The organism is Oceaniovalibus sp. ACAM 378, assembly GCF_008085915.1.
Lineage (GTDB): Bacteria > Pseudomonadota > Alphaproteobacteria > Rhodobacterales > Rhodobacteraceae > Oceaniglobus.
Genome location: NZ_VSJK01000009.1, coordinates 1 through 17878, shown reverse-complemented (window position 1 = coordinate 17878; position 17878 = coordinate 1). Strand labels below are relative to the sequence as shown.

Annotated in this window: 18 protein-coding genes; 5 read left to right on the top strand and 13 right to left on the bottom strand. The window is 61.1% G+C overall.

Annotated elements, in window-relative coordinates; all coding sequences use genetic code 11:
* Positions 1-38 precede the first annotated feature (38 nt).
* Positions 39-644 (top strand): flavin reductase family protein, encoded by a 606-nt coding sequence (locus tag FQ320_RS13285; RefSeq protein ID WP_148473020.1) that lies wholly within the window; start codon positions 39-41, stop codon positions 642-644.
* A 47-nt stretch (positions 645-691) separates the two neighbouring features.
* On the opposite strand, the gene FQ320_RS13280 is transcribed toward FQ320_RS13285, so the two are convergent.
* Positions 692-2284, bottom strand: a complete 1593-nt coding sequence (locus tag FQ320_RS13280; protein WP_370513067.1) for a SulP family inorganic anion transporter — start codon at positions 2282-2284, stop codon at positions 692-694.
* Between the two features lie 298 nt (positions 2285-2582).
* On the opposite strand from FQ320_RS13280, the gene FQ320_RS13275 reads away from it, so the two are divergent.
* Complete coding sequence (locus tag FQ320_RS13275; RefSeq protein ID WP_148473016.1) at positions 2583-3455, top strand: S-methyl-5'-thioadenosine phosphorylase; 873 nt, start codon at positions 2583-2585, stop codon at positions 3453-3455.
* An 80-nt stretch (positions 3456-3535) separates the two neighbouring features.
* Positions 3536-4069, top strand: coding sequence for an adenine phosphoribosyltransferase (locus FQ320_RS13270; protein WP_148473014.1), 534 nt, complete (start codon positions 3536-3538; stop codon positions 4067-4069).
* 18 nt (positions 4070-4087) lie between these two features.
* Here the strand turns inward: FQ320_RS13270 and FQ320_RS13265 are convergent, their stop codons facing one another.
* From FQ320_RS13265 to coxB, 10 genes are all read right to left on the bottom strand, one after another.
* Positions 4088-5512: an FAD-binding oxidoreductase gene (locus FQ320_RS13265; protein WP_148473012.1), complete on the bottom strand. Its 1425-nt coding sequence runs from the start codon at positions 5510-5512 to the stop codon at positions 4088-4090.
* 217 nt (positions 5513-5729) lie between these two features.
* Entirely contained in the window at positions 5730-6314 is a 585-nt protein-coding gene (locus tag FQ320_RS13260; RefSeq protein WP_148473011.1) for a GNAT family N-acetyltransferase, read from the bottom strand.
* 21 nt (positions 6315-6335) lie between these two features.
* Positions 6336-7598: a pitrilysin family protein gene (locus tag FQ320_RS13255; RefSeq protein ID WP_148473009.1), complete on the bottom strand. Its 1263-nt coding sequence runs from the start codon at positions 7596-7598 to the stop codon at positions 6336-6338.
* Positions 7595-8980 carry a threonine synthase gene (thrC, locus tag FQ320_RS13250; RefSeq protein ID WP_148473007.1) on the bottom strand — a complete coding sequence of 462 codons (1386 nt, stop codon included), beginning with the start codon at positions 8978-8980 and terminating at the stop codon, positions 7595-7597. Before thrC ends, FQ320_RS13255 begins: the two co-directional genes overlap by 4 nt.
* Before the next feature lie 4 nt (positions 8981-8984).
* Positions 8985-9662, bottom strand: coding sequence for an SURF1 family protein (locus FQ320_RS13245; RefSeq protein ID WP_187393896.1), 678 nt, complete (start codon positions 9660-9662; stop codon positions 8985-8987).
* 74 nt (positions 9663-9736) lie between these two features.
* Entirely contained in the window at positions 9737-10537 is an 801-nt protein-coding gene (locus tag FQ320_RS13240; RefSeq protein WP_148473003.1) for a cytochrome c oxidase subunit 3, read from the bottom strand.
* Positions 10538-10561: 24 nt separating this feature from the next.
* Positions 10562-11107 carry a cytochrome c oxidase assembly protein gene (locus tag FQ320_RS13235; protein WP_148473001.1) on the bottom strand — a complete coding sequence of 182 codons (546 nt, stop codon included), beginning with the start codon at positions 11105-11107 and terminating at the stop codon, positions 10562-10564.
* Positions 11107-11295, bottom strand: coding sequence for a hypothetical protein (locus FQ320_RS13230; RefSeq protein WP_148472999.1), 189 nt, complete (start codon positions 11293-11295; stop codon positions 11107-11109). The genes FQ320_RS13235 and FQ320_RS13230 overlap by 1 nt, the downstream gene beginning before the upstream one ends.
* On the bottom strand, positions 11295-12221 hold the full coding sequence (gene cyoE, locus FQ320_RS13225) for a heme o synthase (protein ID WP_148472997.1): 927 nt from the start codon (positions 12219-12221) through the stop codon (positions 11295-11297). Before cyoE ends, FQ320_RS13230 begins: the two co-directional genes overlap by 1 nt.
* 99 nt (positions 12222-12320) lie before the next feature.
* A complete protein-coding gene (gene coxB / locus FQ320_RS13220) occupies positions 12321-13205 on the bottom strand; it encodes a cytochrome c oxidase subunit II (protein ID WP_148472996.1) in 885 nt (294 codons plus the stop codon).
* Positions 13206-13418: 213 nt separating this feature from the next.
* On the opposite strand from coxB, the gene tldD reads away from it, so the two are divergent.
* On the top strand, positions 13419-14840 hold the full coding sequence (tldD, locus tag FQ320_RS13215; protein ID WP_148472994.1) for a metalloprotease TldD: 1422 nt from the start codon (positions 13419-13421) through the stop codon (positions 14838-14840).
* A 160-nt stretch (positions 14841-15000) separates the two neighbouring features.
* Here the strand turns inward: tldD and FQ320_RS13210 are convergent, their stop codons facing one another.
* Positions 15001-16209, bottom strand: coding sequence for an alanine--glyoxylate aminotransferase family protein (locus FQ320_RS13210; RefSeq protein WP_148472992.1), 1209 nt, complete (start codon positions 16207-16209; stop codon positions 15001-15003).
* 381 nt (positions 16210-16590) lie between these two features.
* On the opposite strand from FQ320_RS13210, the gene FQ320_RS13205 reads away from it, so the two are divergent.
* Positions 16591-16869: a DUF167 domain-containing protein gene (locus FQ320_RS13205; protein ID WP_148472990.1), complete on the top strand. Its 279-nt coding sequence runs from the start codon at positions 16591-16593 to the stop codon at positions 16867-16869.
* A 228-nt stretch (positions 16870-17097) separates the two neighbouring features.
* Here the strand turns inward: FQ320_RS13205 and FQ320_RS13200 are convergent, their stop codons facing one another.
* Positions 17098-17520 carry a VOC family protein gene (locus FQ320_RS13200; protein WP_148472988.1) on the bottom strand — a complete coding sequence of 141 codons (423 nt, stop codon included), beginning with the start codon at positions 17518-17520 and terminating at the stop codon, positions 17098-17100.
* Between the last annotated feature and the right edge of the window lie 358 nt (positions 17521-17878).

The window sequence follows — 17878 nt, the reverse complement described above, 5'->3', positions numbered from 1 at the left end:
CCGATCCCTGCCCGAACCCAGAAAGCAAAGGCCTGCCCATGTTCTATCGTCCCGAAAACGGTCACGGTCTGCCGCACAATCCTTTCAATGCTGTCGTCACCCCGCGCCCGATCGGATGGATCTCTACCCGAGGGAAAGACGGGGCTGACAATCTCGCGCCCTATTCGTTCTTCAACGCCGTCGCCTATGTCCCGCCGCAGGTGATGTTTGCCTCGACCAGCGCCAAGGACGACCGTGGCGACACCAAGGACAGCGTTGCACAAATCCGCGAGACCGGTGTGTTTTGCGTCAACATCGTGGAATACGCCATGCGCGACGCGATGAACGCGACATCGGCCATGTTGCCCGCCGGAACCGACGAATTCGTCGTCGCCAACCTTGAGAAGGCGGAATGCGACACGATCCCATGTTCACGCGTCGCCGCCGCGCCCGCCAATCTGGAATGCCGCCTGACGCAGATTGTGCAATTGCCCGGCGCGGCAAATTTCATGGTATTGGGCGAGGTGACGGGCGTGCATCTGCGCGACGATTGCATGGTCGACGGGCAATTCGATGTGACCCGGTTTCAACCGCTCTCCCGGCTGGGATACCGCGATTATGCGCGGGTGACCGATTTGTTCAGCCTGAAACGTCCCGGAGAGTGACCGCCTGACCGGCACTCACTGCTCTGGGGGCTCTGCCGCGCGGGCGCTCAGTGCCCGCTGCTTAGCTGTCCGGTGCGCACGCCGTAATCCGTGGCGATCTCGTAATCGGGGTCATCGTCGCTGTCGATCACCAGTTGCCCGGCCTTGGTCAGCAGATAATGGCAATCGCGCGACAGATGGCGCAACTGTAGCCGCTTGCCTGCGGATTCATACCGGGCGGCCATGGTTTCGATCGCGCTCAACGCTGATTGATCGGCAACACGGCTGCCTTCAAAGTCAACGATCACGGTTTCGGGGTCATCCTCGGGATCGAACAGTTCGGTGAAACCGTCTGCCGATCCAAAGAACAGCGGCCCCTGCACCTGATACACTTTGGCGCCTTCGGGCGTGGTATAGGTCTTCGCGTGGATCCGCGTGGCATTCTGCCAGGCATAGGCAAGCGCACTGACGATCACCCCGACAACCACGGCAGTGGCCAAATCGGTCATCACCGTCACCACCGTCACCAGAATGATCACGAAGGCATCGACCAAAGGTACCTTGCGCAGGATCATCAGCGACGACCAGGCGAAGGTGCCGATCACCACCATGAACATCACGCCGACAAGCGCCGCGAGCGGAATGATTTCAATTACCGGGCTGGCGACAACGATGAAGGCCAGCAGGAACAATGCCGCCGCAACCCCGGCGATGCGTGTGCGCCCGCCGGATTTCACGTTGATCATTGACTGGCCGATCATTGCGCACCCCCCCATACCACCGAAAAACCCGGTGACGGTGTTGGCGACGCCCTGAGCCACGCATTCCTGCGACGCCCCGCCCCGCTTGCCGGTGATTTCACCCACCAGATTCAGGGTCAGCAAAGATTCGATCAACCCGATCGCCGCAAGGATCATCGAAAACGGCAGGATGATTTTGAACGTTTCCCACGTCAGCGGCACCATGGGGATGTGAAAGGTCGGCAGCCCACCCTCGATGCTGGCCAGATCGCCGACGCGCGGCACATCAATGCCAAAAGCGATGACAATCGCCGCGACGATCCCGATTCCGGCCAATGGTGCGGGAATGGCGTTGGTCAGTTTTGGCATCGCATAGATGATTGCCATGGTCAGCGCCACCAGCCCCAGCATCAGGATCAGCGGCAGCCCGGTCATCCAGTCACCGCCGGACATGCCATGGGCACCCACTTCGGCGGTGCCGGGAACCTTGAACTGGGTCATTTGCGCAAGGAAGATCACGATGGCCAATCCGTTGACAAAGCCAAGCATCACGGGATGCGGCACAAGCCGGATGAATTTCCCCCAGCGCATGACGCCTGCGAAAATCTGGATCAGCCCCATCAGAACAACGGTTGCAAACAGATATTCCACGCCGTGACGGCTGACCAACGACACCATGACCACGGCCAATGCGCCCGTAGCACCAGAAATCATTCCGGGCCGCCCGCCGATCAGCGCGGTGATCAGCCCGACGATGAACGCCGCATAAAGCCCGACCAGCGGGTGAACCCCGGCAACAAAGGAAAAGGCCACAGCCTCGGGCACCAGCGCCAAAGCAACGGTAAGTCCCGACAAGATCTCGGTTTTCAACAGCGCGGGCGACAGATCGACCGCCTGCGACTTTAAGGCCTGGGTTTTCAGGTTCAGCGCGTCGCCGAACGTTGCCAAAAGCGATCTTGCCAAGGGAATGACCTCGTTTCCGTCTCAAATTTTTTGCTATGAAGCACGCCCCTAGCAGGCATCGGCCAAAAAGGCACGGGGATTCTTGCCCGATACCGCCGTCGGCAGGGAACTTTTCACCGCGCTGCTCCTGCACTACTGCGGGATGGCTTCCTCTGGGGGCTGTGGGGTCGCAATTTGCCAGACCTTCGGGCGGATTTCGATTCATTGCAAAGACATCTTGCTCTAGACAGTTGGCGAAACGAAAGACGGGGCGGATATGGAAACGATGTTGGGTGTGATCGGCGGATCGGGGATTTACGAGATCGACGGGCTGTCGGACGCCGAATGGATTACTGTGGACAGTCCTTGGGGGGCACCCTCGGACGCGATCCTGACCGGCACGCTGGACGGCGTAAAAATGGCCTTTCTGCCCCGCCATGGGCGCGGCCACGTGCATTCGCCGAGTTCAGTACCCTACCGCGCCAATATCGATGCGCTGAAACGGATCGGCGTAACGGATGTGATCTCGGTTTCGGCTTGCGGATCATTCCGCGAAACCATGGCGCCGGGGGATTTCGTGATCGTGGATCAGTTCATCGACCGAACCTTCGCTCGGGAAAAGTCGTTCTTCGGCGCGGGCTGCGTGGCCCATGTGTCGGTTGCCCACCCGACCTGTCCGCGTCTGGGTGATGCCTGTTTCACGGCGGCCGAGGCGCAGGGCGTGACCGTGCATCGCGGCGGCACCTATCTGGCGATGGAAGGGCCGCAATTCTCGTCGCTGGCCGAATCGCGGATGTACCGCGAAGTCTGGGGCGCCGACGTGATCGGCATGACCAACATGCCCGAGGCGAAACTGGCCCGCGAGGCCGAGCTTTGTTACGCCAGCGTGGCGATGATCACCGATTTCGACAGCTGGCACCCCGACCACGGCGAAGTTGACGTCACTGACATCATCAAGACGCTTACCGGAAATGCCGCCAAGGCGCGGGGGCTTGTCGCCCGGCTGCCCGCGCTTTTGGGCGCTGACCGGGCCCCCTGCCCGCACGGCTGCGACCGCGCACTGGAATTTGCCATCATGACCGCCCCCGAAAAACGCGACCCCGAACTTGTCGCAAAACTTGACGCCGTCGCGGGACGCATGTTCGCCTGACAAGACCTCAATTTCTCACATCTTCAGAGGGGAAAACAGGGGCGCAACACCCCTTCCCCCGCCAGCCAAGAGGGCATCCCATGCCAAAATCCGTCCGCGATTATATCCGCACCATCGTCGATTTCCCCCACGAGGGAATCATGTTCCGTGATGTGACCACCCTGTTCGCCGATCCGCGCGGGTTTCGCATGTGTGTCGATCAGATGCTGCACCCCTATGCCGGGCTGGACATCGACAAGGTGGTCGGGCTTGAGGCGCGGGGGTTCATTCTGGGCGGGGCCATCGCGCATCAGCTGGGGACCGGATTCGTGCCGATCCGCAAGAAGGGCAAGCTGCCCGGCAGGGTGATCAGTCAGGACTATAGGCTGGAGTATGGCGAGGCGATTGTCGAAATCCACGATGACGCTCTGAAGCCCGGCGACCGGGTGCTGCTGGTCGATGATCTTCTGGCGACCGGCGGTACCGCCGGGGCAGGGATTTCGCTGATCGAACGGCTGGGAGCCGAGATCGTTGGCTGCGCCTTCATCATCGACCTGCCCGAGCTGGGTGGGCGCAAACTGTTGGAAACGTTGGGCATGGAGGTTCACGCCCTGTGTGAATTCGACGGCGCGTGATCTGATGCGCGGTTGGGATCAGCCGCGCAACACCGCGCCGGGGTTCATGATTCCCAGCGGATCAAGAGCCGCCTTTATCGCCCGCATCGCCGCCAGTTTGGCCGGGTCGCCGTAACGCTCCAAATCGGCGACCTTGAGCCTGCCGATGCCGTGTTCGGCGCTGAATGACCCGTCCAATGCCGCGACTTCATCGTTGATCAGCATGCGCAGGCGCTCGGCCTGAGCGGCGTATTCGGCCCGGTCCCGGCCCTTTGGCGGAAAGACGTTGTAGTGCAGGTTGCCGTCGCCCAAATGGCCAAAGGCGTTGATCCGGAAGTCGCCTAATGCGGCAATCTTCTGTGCCATCGCTGTGACGAAACCGGGTATTGCGGACAGGGGCAAAGATATGTCGTTCGACAGTATCGCTCCGACCTTTTTGTTTGCCGCCGGAATGGTTTCGCGGATCGCCCAGAATGCATCACGCTGGGCCAGTGAACTGGCAATCACACCGTCGCTGACCAACTCCCTCTCGGCAGCTTCGGCAAAAATCGTCTCGAGCAGGTCCGCCGGATCCTGTGCCGCCGTCAGGCCAAGATCAATCAACACCATCCAGTCGGGAATTTCGGCAAACGGTGCGCGGGGTGCCAGTCCGGATTCGGCCAGAAACCGCAGCCCCATGCCCGAAATCAGCTCGAACGCCGAAACGGCGCCCCCCGCCACATCCTGTGCCAGCGCCAGCAATGACAGGGCCGCCGCAGGATCGCGCACCACGATTAGCGCCGCCCCCATGCGGGCGGGCCGGGGCGACAGGCGCAGGGACGCGGCAGTGATCACACCCAGCGTGCCCTCGGCTCCGATCAGCAGATGCCGCAGATCATAGCCGGTGTTGTCTTTTCGCAGCCGCCGTGCGCCATTCAGGATCGATCCGTCGGGCAGCACCGCCTCGACCCCCAGACACAATTCGCGTGCATTGCCATAACGCAGGACATTCACCCCACCTGCATTGGTCGAAAGGTTGCCGCCGATACGGCATGATCCTTCCGAGGCCAGCGACAGTGGAAACAGGCGGCCCGCCTCATCCGCAACGCGCTGAACCTCGGCCAGAATCACGCCCGCCTCGGCCAGGATCACGTTTTCCTCGGGGTAAATCGCACGTACCCGGTTCATCCGTTCCAGCGTCAGCAGGATCGGCACCGGCCCTGCATCCGGCCCCTCGGACATCAACTGTCCGCCAACCAGACCGGTGCCGCCGCTCCATGGCACGATACCGACACGCTGCGCGGCGGCGAACCGCACCACTGCCGCCACCTGTTCGGTGTCGGCAGGCGCCACAACGCATCCCGCCTGACCGCGCCATCTGCCGCGCGGTTCCTCAAGATAGGTCGGAGTCACCTCGCGCATTGTGCCGGGTGGCAGCAACGCGGCAAGATCGGCGGTCAGGGCATCGGTCATGGGATTCAGCATGGCGCGATTTAACGCTCCGGTGCCGCCGACTGCAAGTCACCGATCGCCCAGAAACTTCGGATGCGGCACATTGGCGGAAACATCACGGGCCGCCCTTCGGCCAGTCGGATCACAGAAGGAAAGCCTGCATTTTCCGGACGATCCCCGAGGGGGACGGTGCAGACCGGACGCAGATCGCCAACCGACTGCGTCGCCGATGACAAAGTCACCCGCCGGGCTATCCGACAGTGGTCTTGCCGCGCCGGTCATTGCGCAGGTTGGCGTATAGAACATGATTGCGCCACCGCCCGGCGATCTGCAGGTAACTCTGCGCGACACCTTCGTATTTGTATCCGCAACGTTCCAAAAGCGCCCGCGAGGCGGTGTTTTCCGGCAGACAGGCGCTTTCAATCCGCGACAGGTCAAGTTGCGCAAAGGCGTGGTGGATCACCGCCAGAACCGCCTCGCGCATATATCCCATACGCGCAAAGGGTTCTCCGATCCAATATCCGATAGTGCCCGCCTGCGCCGGGCCACGGCGGATATTATCAAGCGTTACCGCCCCAAGCAGCATGTCATCGGCCCGCCGCACAAGAAGCAGCGGCATCGCCGTGCTGTTGCTGATCGAGCGTTGCGCCCAATACACCCGATTGGTGAAACTCTTGCGCGACAGGTGGTCAGCCGACCACGTGGGTTCCCAAGGGGTCAGGAAACCCGCACTGTCATGGCGCAGGGACGACCAGGCACGAAAATCTCCATGCTGAGGCGCGCGCAGGACCAAGCGCTCGGCGTCGATCCGAAACCTCTTCCGCCCCGCAAACACCGCGTCAGCCCCAAACTGCCATCACGCGGCCAATCTGCCTGTCAGTTCGGCCAGACGCGGCCCTCCCTTAAGCGGACCATACAGCGCCAGCGCAGCACGCCCGCCCCCCGCCAGAGTCGCGGCGAAATCGCGCACGTCACCCGTGGTGACGGCATCAATCCGGGCGATGGTTTCGTCGAGGTCGGGAATACGGTCCCAGATCGACAGCAGCCGCGCCAGCCGCTCGGCCCGCGATGACGGGCTTTCCAACCCCATCAGCAGCCCGGCCTTCATCTGCGCGCGGGCGCGGGCCACCTCTTCTGGGGTCATGTCGCGGGCGGCCCGGGCCAGTTCATCAACCGTCAGATCCGCCAGTTCGCCGATCTGTGCCGCGCTGGTGCCGGCATAGACGGTAATCATTCCCGTATCGGCATAGGCGCCGGACTGGGCAAAGATCGAATAGCACAGACCGCGCTTTTCACGCGCCTCCTGAAACAGTCGCGACGACATGCCGCCGCCCAATGCGCTGGCGTAGATCTGCGAGGTAAAGAACGCGGGATCGCGGTAACCTGGCGATTCGAAGGCCAGTGCAAAGTGCACCTGCTCCAACTGACGGGTTTCATGGCGTTCGCCGCCCGAAAACAGCGCCGGAGTAAACGGGTCCGAGGGGCGCGGTGCCAGATCGCCGAACAGTTTTTCAGCCGCCTTGACGATGGCGTCGTGATCGACCGCACCCGCCGCCGCAACGATCATTTCGCCGGGGCCATAACGTTCTTTGACAAAAGTGGACAGATCAGAGCGGGCAAACCCCGAAACCCGCTCGGCGGGGCCAAGGATCGAGCGGCCCATGGGTTGATCCGGGTATGCAACTTCCTGCAACCAATCGAACACGATGTCGTCGGGTGTGTCCAGAACCTGGCCGATTTCCTGCAGGATGACGCCCCGCTCGACTTCGATCTCGGACTCGGCAAACACTGGATTTAACACGATATCCGCAATCACATCCAAGGCCAGCGGCACATCGGCCTCAAGCACCCGGGCATAATAGGCGGTGGTTTCGCGGCTGGTATAGGCATTGATATAGCCGCCGACATCCTCGATCGCCTCGGCGATCTGAAGCGAGCTGCGCCGGGCCGTGCCTTTGAAGGCCATATGCTCCAGAAAATGCGCGATGCCGTTCTGTTCGGGGCGTTCATGTCGCCCGCCTGCCGACACCCAGACGCCGACGCTGGCCGATTTCAGCCCGGGCATGTTTTCGGTGACGATGCGCAGACCGTTCTTCAGGGTATGTATCTGGACGTTCACGAGGCAATACGCTTTCGGATCAGGGACTGGATGTCGGTCAGGTCGTTGGCGACCTCGGTCATCCGCTCGGGCCTGTCATAAAGATCGGCCATGCGGTTGGGAAGAGGCGGACGATACCCCGTTGCAGCCTCAACTGCATCGGGAAACTTTGCCGGATGGGCGGTGGCCAGCGTGATCATTGGCACCGCGGGGTCCAGATGTTCCGCCGCCACCTTGACCCCAACGGCAGAATGGGGGCACAGAAGTTCGCCGGTTTCGGCATGGGTGGCGCGGATCGTCGCGCCGGTCTCATCCTCAGATGCGCGGCCCGAATCAAAGACTTCGCGCAGGGATTGTAACGCACCCTGAGACACCGGGAACCCGCCATTGTCGCGCAATTCGTCCATCAGTTGCGTCACCGCAGCACCATCGCGGCCATAGGCATCAAACAGCGCGCGTTCAAAGTTTGACGACACCTGAATGTCCATTGACGGGCTGATCGTCGGCTCAACGCCTTCTTTGCGATGCTCACCGGTGGCCAGAGTGCGGTGCAGGATGTCGTTGCGATTCGTTGCCACCACCAGCCGGTCGATCGGCAGCCCGATACGGCGCGCGATATACCCGGCAAAGATATCGCCGAAATTGCCCGTCGGCACGGTAAAGCTGACCTTGCGGTGCGGCGCGCCCAAGGCGACGGCAGAGGTGAAGAAATACACCACCTGCGCCAGAACCCGCGCCCAGTTGATCGAATTCACCGCCGTCAGGTTCACCGCATCGCGGAAAGCGTGATCGTTGAACATCGCCTTTACCGCCGCCTGACAATCATCGAAATCGCCGTGCAGTGCCAGCGCGTGAACGTTGCTTTCCACCGGTGTGGTCATCTGGCGACGCTGCACCTCGGACACCCGGCCATGGGGGAACAAGATGAAAACGTCGACATTTTCCAAGCCGCGGAAAGCCTCGATCGCCGCGGACCCGGTGTCGCCCGATGTGGCGCCGACGATGGTGATCCGCTCGCCTTTGCGGGCCATCGCCTCGGCGAACAGCCGACCGATCAGTTGCATCGCGAAATCCTTGAACGCCAAGGTGGGGCCGTGAAACAGCTCCAGCAGGAAATGCCCCGGCGCGAGTTGCACCAGCGGCGCGCGGGCCGGGTGGCCGAATCCAGCATAGGCATCGGCGATCAGCCCGGCGAACACATCGTCAGGCAGATCGACAAAGGGGCGCATGACGCGAAACGCCACCTCTTCATAACTGAGCCCGGCAAGTGCGGCGATGTCATCAGCGGCCATCTGCGGCACGGTTTCGGGCACATACAACCCGCCATCGCGGGCCAGCCCGGCCAGCATCGCATCCTCGAACGACAGCACAGGCGCACGGCCCCGTGTAGAAACGTATTTCAACGGCTCATCCCTCTTGTTCCGTCCGCCTCATACGCCACAGGAAATACCCTGTCATCCCCGCCCAGATCGCGGCGAGGGAAAACCAGGTGATGGCGTATTGCAGATGATCGTTCGGTATTCCTTCGGTGCCCACGGGCAAAGGCGTGACGCCCGGCAGTGGCGCGTCGATATTGCGGGCCACGATCAGCACCGGTTCGGTGTCCAGTGCGGCGGCCATCGTGGCCACGTCGCGGGCGAACCAGATGTTCTTCGGCAGATCGGGTTCGGGAGTGAACCCGTCGGTTTCTTCGGGCCAGTGCAAGTTGCCGGTCACTGCGACGGTGCCAGCACGGGCCACATCCTTGGCCGTGGTTGGAACGGTGCCCAGATCGACCATGACCCGCCGCCCTGCCTCCGATTCGACGGCGGAGATGATACGGTACACCGCGCCCTGATCCTTGATCGACGCGAGAATGTGGAGTTCAGCCCCCGTGAGCCGCCCCGCCAGATGCACCGGCAGATACCGCATGTCAGGCGTTGGGTACTCGGGCACAGCAACAGGCGCTGCCGTAATCGCGGAACGCAGATCTGACAGGATCTCGTTTTTCCACGTCAAACGTTGCACCTGCCAGCCACCCAGCGCCAGCAGGATCGCGCAGCCAACAACTCCGAAGAGAACCGGCAGAATGAACCGCCCCATCATACCCCCTGAAACCGGAAGGGCGCCGGACCATGTCCCGCGCCCCTTTCAATCCGTATTGATAACAACCCGAAGGTTCAGCTGCCCCAGACATATATGGCGGCAAACAGGAACAACCAGACCACATCGACAAAGTGCCAATACCAGGCTGCCGCCTCAAACCCGACATGCTGCTCCGGTGTGAAATGCCCGGCCCGCAGTCGCATATAGCAGATAAACAGGAAGATCGTTCCGATCACCACATGGAACCCGTGAAACCCGGTCGCCATAAAGAAGTTGGCGCCATAGATATTGCCCGAGAACCCGAAGGCCGCATGGCTGTATTCATAGGCCTGAAAAAAGGTGAACAGCAGGCCAAGAACCACTGCGATGATCAGGCCGGTTGCCGTATCCTTGCGGTTATTCTCATGGGCCAAGGCGTGGTGTGCCCAAGTGGCGGCACAGCCCGAACACAGCAGGATCAGCGTATTGATCAATGGCAGGTGCCAGGGATCAAAAGTCTCGATACCCGTCGGGGGCCAGGTCAGAAACTCGGCCGGCTGCTCGGGGCCGCCGGGATACATCGCGTGTTTGAAAAAGCTCCAGAACCAAGCGGCAAAGAACATCACTTCGGAGATGATGAAAAAGATGACGCCGTACCGCAGGCCGATCTGCACAACCGGGGTATGATCGCCCTGATTGCCCTCGACCGCCACTTCGGACCACCAAGCGTACATGGTGTAAAGTACACCCGCCAGGCCGATCATGAACATGAAGGCGGTGATTCCCTTCATCCACATGACGGCACCAAACAGCATGATAAAGCCGCTGATAGCGCCGATCAAAGGCCAGATCGACGGCGGAAGGATGTGATAGTCGTGGTTCTTTTCGTGCGCCATGATGAGCGTTCCCTCGGTTCGGGCTTATTGGATCAGCGATGCCTGCTGTTCAGGCAGATCGATTTCATAGAACGTGTAGGACAGTGTGATGTGTTTGACAAACTTCCCGTCACGGTCATCGACAATTTCAGGATCGACATAAAAGGTAACCGGCATCAACACCCGTTCACCGGGTTGCAGAACCTGTTCCTCGAAGCAAAAACAATCGATCTTGGTAAAGAAACCACCCGCACTGAACGGCGCCACATTATAGGCAGCCGATCCGGCGACAACACGATCGGTCGGGTTGTATGCCTCATAAAAGGCCAACCCGGTTTCGCCGATCTTTACGGTCATCTGCCGCTCGACAGGTTTGAATTCCCACGGCATGCCGCGCTCGGTCGAGCCGTCAAACCGGATGGCGATGGTCTGGTCCAGCACCGTATCGCTGCCCGCCCCGACCAACGTCGTGCCGCCAAACCCGGTCACGGCACAGAACCAGCTGTAAAGCGGCACCGAAGCCCAGGCCATTGCGCCCATGCCGACGACAACCGTCACCGTCTGGCACAATGTACGCAGTTTGCCATCCATTACTGTTTCACCTCCGGAATCAGTTCCGGGCGCACGACATGGTCGAATCCCTGTACTGCGCCCAGTTGTTTGACCTTGACCACGGTCAGACCGAATACGATGACGACAAAGGCCACCAGCACCAGACCGACACCCAAGTTGCGGGAAAACCGCCGCTTGTGAAGTTCATGTTCCACCCGAATTGCCATCAGATTGCCCCCGCTGCACGCAGTCCGGCATCGGCCAGAAGCGCAAGAAAATGCAGGAAAAGATACAGCAGCGAAAACTGGAAAAACGCCTTTTCCGTCCGATAGCTGTCGGCTTCGGCCTGTTCCTCGTCCCGACGAAAAATGTCGAAGGCGCCTTTGACGAACCAGGCGTTCGCCCCGATCGCCACCGCCAGATAGACTGGTCCGCCGATTGTGGTGAATCCCAGACCAACCGCCAAGGGTGCCAGCAACAGGGTATAGACCAGCAGATGTGCCCGCGTCACGCGACGCCCATGGGTCACTGTGAGCATCGGCACGTTGGCGTTGTTGTAATCTTTCTTCAGGAACAGCGCGAGCGCCCAGAAATGCGGCGGCGTCCACATGAAGATCAGCCCAAACATCAACAGCGCCTCAAGCGAGACCGAGCCGGTCGCCGCAACCCAGCCGACCAGCGGCGGAAAGGCCCCTGCGGCTCCACCAATGACGATGTTTTGCGGCGTGCTGCGCTTGAGCCACATGGAATAGACCACGGCATAGAAAAATATGGTGAAGGCCAGAAGTGCAGCCGCCAGAACGTTGGTCGCCAGCCACAGCATGACGACCGAAAACACCGACAATGTCAGACCGATTGCCAACGCATCGTCGCCGGTGACCTTGCCAGCCGGAATCGGACGGTTCTTGGTGCGGTTCATCACCGCGTCGATATCGGCGTCCCACCACATGTTCAGCGAACCGGCGGCGCCCGCCCCGACAGCAATGAACAAAACCGCGCAGAACCCGATCATCGGATGAACGGAGACCGGCGCAACCATCAACCCGACAAAGGCCGTGAAGACAACCAGAGACATCACGCGCGGCTTCAACAGGGCGAAATAATCACCGAAGCTGGCTTCGTTCTCCATCTCGAATGTTGTTGCGTCGGTCATGGCTTGCTTTCACTGACTAAGGGGCGGGGCTTTCACCCCGCCGGTTTCGCGGCTGCGGACCGGCTTATCAAAACCGGTCTTCGGCACCCGGAACGTCACCTATTCGGCTGCGGCCACCTGAACACCGGTCACGGCCTGCGGCACTCCGGCATATTCCTCGATCGAGCGTTGCAGCCAGGCGTCATACGCCTCCTGGCTGACAACCTTGACGGTGATCGGCATAAAGGCGTGATCTTTACCGCAAAGTTCGGAACACTGGCCAAAATAGATGCCTTCACGCTCGGCCTTGAACCAAAGTTCGGCCAGACGCCCCGGAATTCCGTCCTGTTTCACGCCAAAGGCGGGAATCGTCCACGAATGGATCACATCGGCACCGGTCACCTGTACGACGATCGTCTTGTTCACCGGAACCACCATGGCGGCATTAGTCGCAAGCAGGTATTCGCCCTGAGTATAGCCGTATTCCTCAAGCTCGTCGCGCTTCAGCATGAAGCTGTCGAAGGCAAATTCGCTGTCAGGATATTCATAGCCCCAGTACCACTGATACCCGGTTGCCTTGATCGTCACATCCGCTGTCGGAATTTCCTGCTGCTTGAACAGAACCGGCAGGGAAAACGCACCGATGAACACCAGAATGACGATAGGAACGATCGTCCAGGCAATTTCGATCGGAGTGTTATGGGTGAATTTTGCCGGCACCGGATTGACGCGGTGGTTGTGACGGATCGCCACAATGGCCAGCAAACCAACGACGAACAGGGTGATCACGGTGCAGACAATCACCAGCCCCCAGTCCAGCCAGTGGATGTCGCGCGCCAGTTCGGTCGCGGCGAACTGAAAATTGACTCCGCCGGCGATCGGCTTGCCGACAATCTCAAGCCCGTCGATTCCATCCTGGGCCGAGGCGGCCCCGACGAAAAATCCCTGGATCAAAAGACCGTGAAATCCGGCCAGAAGGCCCGCGATCCTGGTGTTCATGCGCATGTCCCGTTCCTGCTTTGGCTGCGAGCGGTTGCGCCGCCCCGTCCGATCTTCATCCGGCTGCCGCCCCTCGGGCGGCTGCCCGGGCAGACTCCCGTTGTGTTCCCGTGTGGTGAAACCATATTAGACCGGAAGGGACAAGCACGTCTATTGCGGCATTCAGCCGCTTCCCGTGTTTTTCCGCCCGACCCGTTGCAAAGCCGACCAGGAGCCGCCATGACCGATACGCCTTTCCGCCCGCTCGACACCCTGCTTGACGCCGATACCGCGCTGTCTGTGTTGCGCGGCGCCGTTTCGGGGGCCGACGACGGGGAACTGTTCTTCGAACGCGCCCGCTCCGAGGTTATCGCCTTTGACGACGGTCGGGTGCGCACCGCCAGCTATGACGCCTCCGAAGGATTCGGCCTGCGCGCTGTCCGCGGCGAAGTGGCGGGATATGCCCATTCGACGGAAATCTCAGAATCGGCGCTGCGCCGCGCCGCCGAAACCGCCCGGCTTGCCGTGGGCGACGGTGGCGGCACGATGGCTGAACCGCCCCGCGCCACCAACGTCAGGCTCTATTCCGACAGCGATCCGATGGGTGACGCGGTGTTTGCGGTAAAGCTTGATACGCTGCGCGAGATTGATGCCTTCGCCCGGGCGCTGGATCCCCGCGTTGTGCAGGTCTCGGCCACTTTGGCGGCATCGATCCAGGAGGTCGAAATTCTGCGCCCCGAGGGCCATTCCGTGCGCGATATCCGCCCGATGACCCGGCTGAACGTCAGTGTGATCGTCGAACAGAATGGCCGGCGCGAATCCGGCGGCATGGGCGGCGGCGGGCGCACCGGGCTGACTGGCCTGCTGATCCGCGATCACTGGGAAGGTGTCACGCGCGAGGCGCTGCGCATTGCGCTGGTCAACCTCTCGGCCGAACCGGCCCCCGCAGGAATCATGGATGTCGTGCTTGGCCCGGGCTGGCCCGGTATCCTGCTGCACGAAGCGGTGGGCCATGGGCTCGAGGGCGATTTCAACCGCAAGCAGTCCAGCGCCTTCTCGGGCCTGATGGGGCAACAAGTGGCATCAAAGGGCGTGACCGTACTGGACGACGGCACGATTCCTGACCGGCGCGGGTCGATCTCGGTCGATGACGAAGGCACGCCAAGCGCGCGCAACCTGCTGATCGAGGACGGGGTGCTGGTCGGTTATATGCAGGACCGGCAGAATGCGCGGCTGATGGGGGTTCATCCCACAGGCAACGGGCGGCGGCAAAGCTTTGCGCATATCCCGATGCCGCGGATGACCAACACCTATATGCTGTCGGGCGATGCCGCGCCGGGCGATATCGTTGCCGATCTCAAGGACGGCATCTATGCGGTCGGGTTCGGTGGCGGACAGGTGGATATCACCAGTGGCAAGTTCGTGTTTTCCTGCACCGAGGCTTACCGGGTCAAGAACGGCAAGGTCGGCGCGGCGGTGCGCGGTGCCACCCTGATCGGTGACGGCGCAACCGCGCTGAAACAGATCCGCGCCATCGGCAACGACCTCGCCCTGGACCCCGGCATCGGCAATTGCGGCAAGGCGGGCCAATGGGTGCCCGTGGGCGTCGGCCAGCCAACGCTGATGATCGGCGGCCTGACCGTGGGCGGCAGCGCGGCCTGATCCGTCCGCCCCGTTCCGCACCTCTGGCGGCAACGGGGCAAAGCGGACGCCGGTGCGATCAAGGCCACGCACCGCCCGCCCCTTCCGGCAATCTGCCAAATTGACGAATCCGGACCCCCGGCTTCTTCTTTGCAAAAATACTCTCGCCGAAGGCAGCGCGTCAGCGCTTTCTGACCGCCTCGGCACAGATCTCGGCTGCGGCATCAAGTGCGCCACGTCCGTGGGGAATATCCATGGATTTCAGCCCCGCATCGATGCTTGCCAGAACGCCCAGCACCATATGTGCATTGACGTGGCCCATGTGGCCGATCCGGAAGTATCCGGTTGCCAACGGATCGCCGGGCTCGATCATGCCAAGCCCGATTCCCAGTGTGACTCCGGTGTTTGCTGTGACCCAGTCGCGCAACGCCTTGCCGTGTGGAGCGCCCAGACGGGCCGCCGTTACGGCATGGCTGCGCAGGGCGGGGTCGGAAATATTCAACTGCATCGGCCCGCCCTGCCCCCAGACATCGAAGGCCGCCCAGATCATGCGCGACAAAGTGGCGTGGCGTGACAATACGTTGTCGAGCCCTTCCTCGTCGATCATCGCCAGCGATTCGCGCAGCCCATAGAGGTGGTGCGTCGGGGCCGTGCCGTCGAAATACTGCCACAACTCGTCGGCCGAGCCGCGCGGGCGCCAGTCCCAGTAATGCGTCACCCGACCTGCGGTTTCGCGCACCCGGTCGGCGCGATCGTTGAAAAATACAAATCCCAGTCCTGGCGGCACCATCAACCCCTTCTGGCAAGCGGCGACCATCACATCGACGCCCCAGTCGTCCATGTGGAAATCATCACAGGCCAGCGAGGCGATACAATCGATCATCAGCAGCGCAGGGTGTCCTGCCGCATCCAGCGTGGCGCGCATCGCCGCCACATCATTGCGCACGCTGGTCGATGTGTCGGTCTGTACCGCCATTACAGCCTTGATCCGGTGATCCGGGTCTGCCGCCAGTGCCGCGGCCAGTTTTCCCATATTCACCGGCGCTTGGCGGCCATGGTCGATGATCTCGCACACGGCTCCCATCCGCGTCGCGACCTCGGACCAGCCCAGCGCGAAACGTCCGGTTGCCAGCACCAGAACCCGGTCGCCGTCCGAAATCACATTCGCCAGCGCCGCTTCCCATGCGCCATGCCCGTTCGAGATGTAGATCGCGCAGTGGTGGCGGGTGCGGGCGATGGATTTCAGCCCTGTGATCAGACCGGGCATCATTTCAACCAACTCGCCCTCATAGATGTTGGGCGACGCGCGGTGCATGGCGTTCAACACCCGGTCGGGCACGACCGAAGGACCCGGAATGGCAAGATATTGGCGACCGTTCGAAAGGCTCATCTGCGGCTCCTGCGGTGATATGGCGCAGGAGTTAGGGCCTCGCCCACCCGCCGTCAATCCATCGCGAATATGGCGCATCCTTGCGTCTTTGGGCAAGGTGCCAGATGGCCCGCGTGTGGACCTTCAGCCGATCTCGACACATTTGGCACAAATCGCGAAATCCGTGCACATTTACCGGCATGCAATCTCGGCCGATCCGTCAAACAGATTCGCCCTTACCGCCGGGCAGCTGAGCGTCGCATCCAGCATCATCAACGGCCGCGCTGCGGACTTTCCCGCCGTTCGTAATATCCCGCCCTACCGCCATTCTTGGCCTATTTCTACCGTTCAATTAATATTCAAGCTATGGTTTTTCGCCCCGCGCCGGAGCATAGTGTGTCCATGGCGAAACCGAAAATTCGTAACCTGCCGGACCTTTCCGATCTGGCCCGTCCCGATGCTGAAATCACGGTTCAGGTGACGCCGGGAGCGCGTCAAAACGCCGTGACGGTTATGGATGGTGTTGTGCGGATCGCAGTCACGACCGTGCCAGAGGGCGGCAAAGCAAATGACGCGGTACGCTGGGTGTTGGCGCGTGCGATGAAAGTCGCCCCTTCGCATCTGACATTGCAGCGTGGTCAGACTTCGCGGGACAAGATGTTCGTCTATCGCGGGCCCTGATTCCTGGTCCCTTGTTGGCGACAACCGCCACCTTCACCAGCTCTCCAGGCGGCGCATCATAGCTTCCTCAAATCGGCCATTCGATCACCTTGCCGGGTTCTCGGGGGCACCGAGGTCTACTGTGCGGACCAAGCTGCCGTCTGACATTGTCGCAAGACATTTCGCATCTGGTTTAAAAGATCTGTCGAGCGACGCACCGGACACGACGCTCGACAGGCTTTCATCGCGCTACATTTTGAATGTCACATGTCCGTCTTCGTCGATTGGCCACATTGGGTTAAATGCGATTTCCCAGATATGACCGTCCGGGTCTGCGATATATCCGCGACGTCCGCCTTGGGGAGGCTCATCAGCTTCACGAAGCACCGTCGCTCCGGCGGCAACGAGCTTGTCGAGGACAGTTTGAACATCGCCTTCTTTAGACACATTGTGCGCAAGCGCCACAGCACCCGATCCCGGAAGAACTTGGTGCTTTGTGTCTTCTTCAAGGGACGATTTCAGCCATGTGCCTAAAACAAATCCGTTCATCTGGTAGAAGGCGATTTCCGCGTTCTCAAAGACCGGAGTCCAGCCGAACCCGTCGCGATAGAAAGCCTTTGATCTTTCGAGGTCGGATATCCCAAGTGTTACAACTGCGATCTGTTGCTGCATTTCCATGTCCTTTGCTCTGCCCGCACGACATGCGCGGGTATCTGGACCATGGGACACGACTATCGGAGCGCCGATGCACGTAAGGACCCGCTAGGAATTGGGGGCCGGGCCAACCGCACCGACCTAACCTGTTTCTGGTAGTCGCAGCTTAATTGAACACGGCAGAACGTCAATCATATGAACGAGCCGGACCTTCGCGCATAATGCAGAATCACGTAACTTTGGGCTCTTGCACTAAATCGCTCCGCGATAGGGCGCTTGTTTCTGCCTATGTGCTGAGCTGGGATTTGTTTCGCGTTTTGTGATGTTGGGTGTGTGCTGTTGATCGAGGTGATTTTGCCTCGATTGACAGAGGACA

Excerpts from the sequence above, each read along its gene's own strand:
- FQ320_RS13240 (WP_148473003.1), bottom strand. The coding sequence starts at position 10,537 with ATGGCGCACGAAAAGAACCACGACTATCACATCCTTCCGCCGTCGATC.
- FQ320_RS13285 (WP_148473020.1), top strand. The coding sequence starts at position 39 with ATGTTCTATCGTCCCGAAAACGGTCACGGTCTGCCGCACAATCCTTTC.
- FQ320_RS13270 (WP_148473014.1), top strand. The coding sequence starts at position 3,536 with ATGCCAAAATCCGTCCGCGATTATATCCGCACCATCGTCGATTTCCCC.
- FQ320_RS13205 (WP_148472990.1), top strand. The coding sequence starts at position 16,591 with ATGGCGAAACCGAAAATTCGTAACCTGCCGGACCTTTCCGATCTGGCC.
- cyoE (WP_148472997.1), bottom strand. The coding sequence starts at position 12,221 with ATGACCGACGCAACAACATTCGAGATGGAGAACGAAGCCAGCTTCGGT.
- FQ320_RS13235 (WP_148473001.1), bottom strand. The coding sequence starts at position 11,107 with ATGGATGGCAAACTGCGTACATTGTGCCAGACGGTGACGGTTGTCGTC.
- coxB (WP_148472996.1), bottom strand. The coding sequence starts at position 13,205 with ATGCGCATGAACACCAGGATCGCGGGCCTTCTGGCCGGATTTCACGGT.
- FQ320_RS13275 (WP_148473016.1), top strand. The coding sequence starts at position 2,583 with ATGGAAACGATGTTGGGTGTGATCGGCGGATCGGGGATTTACGAGATC.
- FQ320_RS13265 (WP_148473012.1), bottom strand. The coding sequence starts at position 5,512 with ATGCTGAATCCCATGACCGATGCCCTGACCGCCGATCTTGCCGCGTTG.
- FQ320_RS13230 (WP_148472999.1), bottom strand. The coding sequence starts at position 11,295 with ATGGCAATTCGGGTGGAACATGAACTTCACAAGCGGCGGTTTTCCCGC.
- tldD (WP_148472994.1), top strand. The coding sequence starts at position 13,419 with ATGACCGATACGCCTTTCCGCCCGCTCGACACCCTGCTTGACGCCGAT.
- FQ320_RS13245 (WP_187393896.1), bottom strand. The coding sequence starts at position 9,662 with ATGATGGGGCGGTTCATTCTGCCGGTTCTCTTCGGAGTTGTTGGCTGC.
- FQ320_RS13200 (WP_148472988.1), bottom strand. The coding sequence starts at position 17,520 with ATGCAGCAACAGATCGCAGTTGTAACACTTGGGATATCCGACCTCGAA.
- FQ320_RS13210 (WP_148472992.1), bottom strand. The coding sequence starts at position 16,209 with ATGAGCCTTTCGAACGGTCGCCAATATCTTGCCATTCCGGGTCCTTCG.